Source organism: Streptomyces sp. NPDC050549, from assembly GCF_040655035.1.
GTDB lineage: Bacteria > Actinomycetota > Actinomycetes > Streptomycetales > Streptomycetaceae > Streptomyces.
In genome coordinates this window covers 43,389-51,700 of sequence record NZ_JBFAJD010000052.1, presented here as the reverse complement: position 1 = coordinate 51,700, position 8,312 = coordinate 43,389, and the positions used below count along the sequence as shown (strand labels likewise).

Genomic DNA, 8,312 nt, shown 5'->3' with positions numbered 1-8,312 from the left:
CAACGTCTTGTGGGCGATGCTTCGTGACGGACAGTGCTATCAAGGTTCACCTCCCGTCACGGCTGCGGCTTGACATCACGATTGGGAAGTCCTTTCTCCGTGGGCGCTTGGCATCACGGTGCGATGCCTCGCGCCGCACATCGTTCTGGCGTCTTGAAGTTCGGATGGATCCATCTGGCCGCACAGCTGGGAATGTCGTCCCCCACCGCCCACGTAGGGGTGGGATCGCCCTTTGCGAGGTCAGCCCATGTGGACGGGTGCAGCGCCCTCCGCGTGCTCCTGCTTGCCGGAGTTCATGGCCAGGGCTGTGACCGCTGCGCCCACCAGGAACAGGGCGCCCGCGCCGACGAAGGCCGTGGTGTAGCCGTGCGTCAGTGCCTCACTCGCCTTCGACACCAGCCCGAAGTCCTTGGTGGCGAGGCCTCGGTAGAGACGGGAAGCCGCCTCAGGCAGCTTGTCGTCGGCTGCCGAAGTGGAGATCGTCGACAGAACCGCGAGACCGAGCGCGCCGCCGATCTGCTGGGCGGTGTTCAGGAGCGCCGAGGCGACGCCCGTGTCCAGGTGGTCCACGCCGCTGACCGAAGTCACCGTCAGCGGGACGAAGGCAGCCCCCAGTCCTGTGGCGGTGACGAACATCGCGGGCACCAGATGAGCTGCGTACGAGGAGTCGGTCTCCAGGGTGGCGAACCAGAACATGCCTGCCGCCCCAACGGTCAAACCCAGTGCGGCGATCAGTCGCGGTGCGAAGTGGGTAACCAGCTTGGAGCTGAGGCCTGCGGCTGCGGACATGCCGATGCTGAAAGGCAGATAGGCGAAGCCGGTTTGGATCGCGCTGTAGCCCAGGACCAGCTGCATGTACAGCGTCAGGAAGTAGAACGTGGCGAACATGCCCGAGCCGATCAGCAACATCGCGGTGTAACTGCCGCTGCGATTACGGTCCTTGAACATACGCAACGGCATCATCGGGCTCGGTACGCGGGACTGGAGGAGCAGGAATACGGACAGCAGCACGGCGGACGTCACGAAGGAGATCAGTGTCAGGCCGTTCGTCCAACCGTGCTCGCCGCCCCGGGTGATGGCGTAGACGAGGGCAATCAGGCCACCCGTGCCCGTGATCGCGCCGGGTACATCCAGGCGGCCGGGGTGGCGTTCGGCCTCGACCAGGGTCTTCGTTCCGGCGAGGACGGCCAGGCCGACAGGGATGTTTACGAAGAACACCCAGCGCCAGCTGAGAGCGTCGGTCAACGTACCGCCCAGCAGCATGCCGACCGTGGCGCCGATGCCGCCCATGGCGGCGTACACACCCATGGCCGTGTTGCGTGACCTGCCCGCCGGGAAAGTGGTGGTGATCAGAGCCAGCGCGCTGGGAGCGGCAAGCGCGGCGCCGACACCCTGCAAGACTCGGGCGCCGAGCAACAGCCCTTCGTTCGGGGCGAGTCCGCCCGACAGGGAGGCGAGGGTGAATATGAGGATGCCGACCTGGAACATCCGCAAGCGTCCGAACAGGTCGCCGGCTTTGCCTCCGAGCAGGAGCAGGCCGCCGAAGGCGAGGGCGTAGGAGTTGACGATCCAGGCCAGGTTCGCGTCGGAGACGCCGAGGTCGGTCTGTATGGAGGGCAGGGCGATGTTGGTGATGGTGTTGTCAAGAACCATCATCAGCTGAGCCGCGGCGATCACGCAGAGCGCGATGCCCAGGTGTCGGTTGCCCGGGGAGGCCTCAGCCGCATCGGCACCCGTCTGAGTGGGAGTGGTGATCGTGCTGTCGGCAGACAACGGAGAACTCCTTAGGAGGGCCGGAAGACGCGGTAATTCCATTAGAGCGAGAAAGGGAAGTGGAACATCAGGTTGAGTTCCGGGACGATCGAGACCGCAGGCAAACCCTGTTACCCATTGCTGATAGAGCTGGATGCGGCGCACAAGCCTGTCTCGAGGTCGAATGAAACATAACACCTCGGCTCTCGGCGACGGGCACCCCCAATTATGTGATTGTTTTCGCGCTTGACGTCGGTGACAGATTTGTGATCGAGCGGAAGGATATCGAAATTCCTTCGAGCGTTGATTGGTGACGCTGTCAAATCCAGGATCGTTTTTTGGGCGTTCTTGTATACGGAAATCGGCGACCGGAGTGCTGAGGCCGCCCCGGTCGAGGGAGAGCTGGACCGTGCGTGCGGCGCAACACGAGTGAAGCCGAAATCCGCTGCTCCACAGGGGCGAGCCCCCGGCTCGCCGGCTTCACCGACCTCGACCACCTCAGCGTCGGCATGCGGATGTCGTCCGTCAAAGTCCGCGTCGTCCCTCACCGCATGCGGTCCGGCGCGATGACGGACGAAGACTGGATCAAGCCGGCCCAACCGGTGCCGGATGCAGCGGCCGTCCTGGTCACATCCAGGACGGCGCCCCGTGCGACCTCCGCGGCTGACGTCTCGTCCTCAGCGTGACCTGGCTCTCATCGGTGCCGAGACCCGGTGTTCACTGAGGGCTCCGACACCGATGAGGCCTGTCTCGTGCCTGTCGCGTGCTGAGCGTGGCTGCGCGAGGGCTGCTTACGCGGGCAACGGTAGGTGGCCTATCACCTTCTCGCCCACCGCTGCGGACCTCCGGAGAGCCTTGTACCCGTAGTCCCGCATGGCCTCTTCGTAGGCGCCGATGCCGGCTATGACGTCCTTGTCGCCCCGCACGGCGGCAAGCAGTTGCCCTCCGAGAACGTGTGCGTCGCGCAGTGCGGTGTTGGCGCCGATGCCCAGGGCCGGGCTCATGGCATGGATGGCGTCGCCCACCACGGTGACGTTCGAGGGTTCCCAGGCACTGACGGGCAGACAGCTGCGCAAGGTCAGCGGCTGCACCGTGGCGGTGTCCCACAGACGGACCGTCTCCACCAGGGCCGGGTGCCAGGAGGCCACGCGTTCCAGCGCATACGCCTTCAGCTGCTCAGGGGTCGCGGTGAACAGTTCGGCGTCGGGCATCATGAGGCTCTCCACCGAGTTGAAGATGCTGAGCGCGTAGTTCTTGGTGGCCTCGTCCTGGAAGTCCGGGTGTTGTTCCTTGATCAGCGGAGAACCGGGGTTGCTGCGCTCCAGTGGGCCGAGCGTGAGTCCGGTCCAGTCGGAGGAGTAGGCCAGCGAAAAGGTGTTGAACAGCTGGGCCGGCAGCTTGGCCTTGGTCTCCTCGGTGATCGGGACCTTCGCGGCGATGTGCCGGGCGGCCAGGTCGACGACCTCCACCTGCGGCAGCCGCTGGGCCCGCACGCCGGAGTGGATGCCGTCCGCGGCGATTATCACGTCGGCCTCGACGCTCTTTCCGTTGGCCAGGAGCACAGTCACGGTGCCGTCCGGGTTGGAGCGGTATCCCGTGACCCTCATACCGAAGTGCACGGCCTTCTCCAGACCGATGTAGAGGATCCGGCGCAGTGTCGAGCGGCACACCACCAGGTGCTCGGGGATGTCGGTGGGCACCCCGGTGCCCTCGGTGGCGGATTTGTCGCGGCCCGGGCGGAGGTTGAGCTGTTCGTCGAACAGCAGCATGTCGTCGTCGGGCATGCCGGAGGTCGCGAGGAACAGCTCCCACAGCCGCGGTTCCAGGGCTGCGTGCAGGGCGGACGTGCCGGTGGAGTTGATGTGGATCCGGTAGCCCGCCTCACGGGCGGCGATGCCGGTGTCACGCTCGTAGACGGCCACGTCCAGGCCGTGCCGGTTCAGGTAGTGGGCCAGGGTCATCCCGGCAAGACCGCCGCCGGCGATGGCGATACGCGTCCCAGACAAAAGTACTCCCAGTGCAATTGGTTTCGTACGAGGGAGCACACTGGGCCTCTCCGAAAGAGAGAGCAGTTGACGCAGCCAGACGTAACAGTGAATGGCTGCGCCCCGGACTACCGACCGGGATGCAATTTTGTGTGCGATGGAGTTGTTCAGCGGAATTTCACCGGTGGGTGCCGGACCGAGTTTTTGCCCGCGGCACTTCTTCGTCGCGTCAGAGCGTGCGGGCGAAGAGGTCCAGCAGCGCCGCCCAGTGGCGTTCCGCGGCCTCGGGATCGTAGGCGGCGGTGTCCGCCTGGGTGAAGCCGTGGTGTGCGCCCGGGTACACCACGCAGTGATGGCGTACGCCCGCCGCGTCGAGGGCCTCGCTGAGACGCTCGATCTGCTCGGGGGGCAGTGCGCGGTCCTGGTCGGCGTGGCCGAAGTACAGCTCGGCCTTGATGCGGTCGGCGAGCAGGTGCGGGCTGTCGGGCGCGGCGGAGGCGAGGTTGGCGCCGTGGAAACCGGCCGCGGCGGCCACTCGGTCCGGATAGGTTCCTGCCGTGCGCAGCGCCAGGCCGGCACCCATGCAGTAGCCGGTGACACCAATCGGTCCACGCACGGCCATCGGGCATTCGGCCAGCCAGCGCAGGTAGGAGTCGGCGTCCCGCATCGTCGACTCCGGCGTCAGGGACTGGATGAGCGGCCCGAGTCGCTGGAAGAGCTCCTGGCGCTCGGCCGGGTCCACGAAGTCCGGCAGGTCGATCACCGGCGCTCGTCCGTGGCGGTAGAAGATGTTGGGTACCAGGACCACATATCCGGCCGAGGCCAGACGGGCGGCCATCTTCATCAGATGCGGGCGAAGCCCGAAGGCGTCCATGTAGAGCAGAACGCCGGGAAACGGGCCCACCCCATCAGGGTGTACCAGGTAGGCATCAGCTGTGCCGTCCTGCGTCGCGATGTTCACGGTCATCCCCTGCGTAGTACTCATACGCATCTCTCTCCCTTTCTTTTGATCGGAAATTGACGGATATTCGCAATGGGTACAGCTCGGCATTACGGCTCGGGGTGTCAGGTGGTCCCGGCGCTCGATTTTAGCCCGGCCTGGGACCTCTGCAGCGCCCATGAGGAAAGTGACGCTTCCCCTACTCTCTGGCCTTGACGCAGTACGGGAAACCTGGTCAGGGAATACTTGAATTGACAGAATGCCTGCAATCTGCTCACGGAAATGAAGTCTGAATTGAGTCGGCGCGGATTCGCGCCTGTCCGCACGGGGAGAGAAAGGGGAGTCGATACGCCTTCCAGGCTGTCCGTCCCCTCGCTGAGGCGGGTCGCGGTGTATGGATGTCGGCGCCCAGTTCGCGTTGCCGGAGTGCGCGCTGTCGCCGACGGCCGAGCAGGCGATGGGGCAGGTAATGGCGGTCGCCGGACGCCTTCAACCCATCCGGTCCCGGGCTTGCCGGCGTTCCGCAGTCTTGCGGTCTCGGTGAACATCCGTGGTACGTGTCCCGACGAGTACACCCACAGGATGCGCAGAGGGCGGTCGCCGATGTTCCGGAACAGGCGGGGAGCGGGGAGGGGCGTATGCGGTGTCGGACCGCTTCAGCTTGGTCACCTCACCGTTCACCACGACAGCCGCCTCGCCCTCAGGGATCGTGACGTGCTCGTCGCAGTTGTGCGAGTGCGGCGGCGCTCCTGAGTCCGGCGGGGTAGATGCTCATCCTGTTGGTGATGAGGTTCTCTCAACCCGCTGAGGACATGGTGATGAGCGGCGTCGTCACGACGAGGCCGCCGTGGTCCAGCGGGGTGCGGACGCGGCCTTGATGAAGGCGGTGATCCCCGGTTTCTCTCCGGTCCACGGTCCTGCGCCCTTCGACAGTAGGTTGCGTCCCGGTGAAGGGATGTCCTCCGCCGTGCAGCTTTACCTTGCAGTCCTGGAGGGGTGAGCAACCCCCTACCGGGCTGTACTGTCACCTGGCACTGCACGGCGTCGTGTTCCGTGCCCGTAAGCGCCTGCAACGTGCCGGGAAGAAAAGGCAGGTACCGGCCCAAGGACTGGCGACAAGCACGCCGGTTCGGCCGACACACCATCGACTCCAACGCCTTCCGCTTCCTGCGCGCCCCCTGCGGCGGTCGGGTCGAGCACGTCGCCGACTTTGACCGCGTCAACGAGCCCTACGGAACCTGCGTAAACGAGACGTCCCCGCCTCACTTCATCTGGGTGCTGTGTACCAACCGCTATCAGGAGAGCCCCGCCTCCTGAATCCTCAAAGCCTGAGAGGGCATCCAGCCATGACCAACGACCACGGCTACCCCGCCGTCCGCATGTATAGCGGGCAAGTGGTGCCAATGTGCCACCGGACCTACGGCCCCGGTCGTGAACCCGGTCGTTGGAGAGGCACCGATCGCCACCACCGCCGACCTCGGGCGAGCCCTCGATGGCGAGCGGCACCCCGCTGCCCGAGGGCACCGCCGCGACGGAAGGCGGCAGGCCCACCACTGACCCGGAGAAGGCAGTCATGTCCTTCCTCCGGGCGGCGCCAAGGGTTCCGGCATGTCGCTGGTCGTCGAGCTCTTCACCGGCGCGCTGGTCGGCGCGCCGACCTTCCCCGCGTTCCACTCGGAAAAGCACAGAAGCCGCAAATAGTTCCAGAACTCCGTGCTTTTTGCCTTCGAGTCGGCGCCCTCGACGACCCGAGCGCCTCAGCTGCGGCCGTCGAGGGCACTCTGAAACACCCTCCAGGGGCTCCCGGTCGCCGACGGCGCGAACGGCGTGTACTACCCCGGCGAGCGCAGCGCCAGCGTGGCCGGACCCGAACCGCGGGCCGCGCAGGGAGTACCGGTGGCGTCGAAGGCCCGGCGCGAACTGACGGAAAACGCGGCCAAGTTGGGCGTCACCCCACCGGAGCGGGGCCGGCCGACAAAGCCGCACGTTTCCGACGGTCTGGCAGCCCGGCAGCCCTTGGGTCATAGCCCATACCCCATAGCCCGTAACCCCATAGCCCATGAGCGGGAGGATGACCCGTGGACATCACCGAAGCCCAGCGCGCCACCTACGAAGCAGTCCTGCGACTGAAAGACGCACCCTTCGTTGCGGAGCGGCCGGCGTACTTCAGCCCGGCCGCCGCAGCCCAGGCCGAGAGCAACAACCTTCAGGCCTATGGCCACTTCGCCCAGACCCTGCTGCCTCTTGAGTACACCGGCTGGATCGACGAGTGCGGTGCGCACGTCGCTTCCTGCTACATCGGCGACTGGTCGCCGCTGCACAAGCTCGTCGTCCGGGGGAGCCAGGCGCAGGACTTCCTTGCCTGGCACGGCATGAGGGACCTGTCCCGCTTCGAGCACGGACAGATCAAGCATCACGTCCAGCTCGACGAGAATGGCTGGGTGGCGTCCGAAGGGGTCCTGTGCCGCGTGGGCGAGGAGGAGTTCTTCTACTCGGCCGGAAGCGGGGACTGGCTGCTGTGGCAGGCGAGTCAGGGCAGTTGGGACGTGGAGATCCAGGACGTCAGCCCCGAGCAGTTCATCTTCGGGATCCAGGGTCCGGCCGCCCTGAACACGATGGAGAAGCTGACCGGGGAGAGCCTGCGGGACATCGCGTTCAGCCGGAGCCGGATGTCCAGCGTCAACGGAACCCCCGTACGCATCCTCCGTACGGGCATCTCGGGCGAACTCGGCTATGAACTGCACGGCCCGGCCGGGCATGCCAACGAGATCTGGTCGGCCGCGGTCGAGAGCGGCGGCCAGTTCGGGATCCGCCAACTCGGCTTCCGGTCCCAGCCCGTCCAGCACATCGAGGCGGGCATCGCCACCAACGGCCTCGACTACATTTCCTCGTCCGTCGTCACCCCCGCCGTGCCCAGGCAGTTCAGGATGGCGTTCCCCGGAGGCAGCTTCGTACCGGAGAACGGCGTCACCGACTACTTCCGCAAGCCCGCCGAACTGGGCTGGGGCTTCCGCAAGGGTGTCCCCGACCGCGACTTCCTGGGCCGCGACGCGCTGGTCGCCGATGCCGCCAAGGCAGAGCCGTACAGGACGCTCGTCGGTCTGCGCTGGAACGCCTCCGACGTCACCGCCATCCTCGCCGCGACGCTGGGCGAAGGCGACCTGCCCGACGCCATGGAACTGCCCCGGGGGCGCGGCCCGGTCTACGACCAGGTTCTCGTCGGCGGACAGTGTGTCGGCGTCTCTACGGGCAGGACGATCAGCGTGAACCTGCGATCGACCATTTCCCTCTGCGTGATCGACCCGGCCCACGCGGCGCCCGGGACGGAGGTGGTGGTGGTGTGGGGGAAGCCGGGAACCTCGCAGCGCGAGATCCGGGCGACGGTGGCCGCACTGCCCTTCAAGCCCGACAGGCGGCGAACGGACGTCTCCGTGCTGTAGCCGAGGGTCCGTGGACGCGCGTCGCCGTGGCCCCGCACACGGCGCGCTGCGTGTACAACCGCAGGATGCGGGACGCGCGGTACGGTTCGCCGCCGGCGTGATCGGCTTCCTCTCGGTGGCTACGAGCACAGCGGCGGCTACGGGCACAACTGCCTCGGCGGCTCTGTGCGAGCCTGCCGAGGCTCTGGTGAACAC

The 8,312-nt window shown here is 66.4% G+C and carries 4 protein-coding genes and 1 pseudogene; 1 reads left to right on the top strand and 4 read right to left on the bottom strand.

Annotation, left to right across the window (positions count from 1 at the left end; genetic code table 11):
* Positions 1-240: 240 nt before the first annotated feature.
* From AB0I51_RS43095 to AB0I51_RS43080, 4 genes and pseudogenes are all read right to left on the bottom strand, one after another.
* A complete protein-coding gene (locus tag AB0I51_RS43095) occupies positions 241-1,773 on the bottom strand; it encodes an MFS transporter (protein WP_362984099.1) in 1,533 nt (510 codons plus the stop codon).
* A 770-nt stretch (positions 1,774-2,543) separates the two neighbouring features.
* Positions 2,544-3,758: an NAD(P)/FAD-dependent oxidoreductase gene (locus tag AB0I51_RS43090; protein WP_362984097.1), complete on the bottom strand. Its 1,215-nt coding sequence runs from the start codon at positions 3,756-3,758 to the stop codon at positions 2,544-2,546.
* Positions 3,759-3,966: 208 nt separating this feature from the next.
* Entirely contained in the window at positions 3,967-4,722 is a 756-nt protein-coding gene (locus tag AB0I51_RS43085; RefSeq protein WP_362984095.1) for a dienelactone hydrolase family protein, read from the bottom strand.
* Between the two features lie 444 nt (positions 4,723-5,166).
* Positions 5,167-5,427, bottom strand: a pseudogene (locus AB0I51_RS43080) (cupin domain-containing protein); the annotation flags it as partial.
* Positions 5,428-6,755: 1,328 nt separating this feature from the next.
* Between AB0I51_RS43080 and AB0I51_RS43075 the strand changes: the two are divergent.
* Positions 6,756-8,117 (top strand): aminomethyl transferase family protein, encoded by a 1,362-nt coding sequence (locus tag AB0I51_RS43075; protein ID WP_362984093.1) that lies wholly within the window; start codon positions 6,756-6,758, stop codon positions 8,115-8,117.
* Positions 8,118-8,312 lie beyond the last annotated feature (195 nt).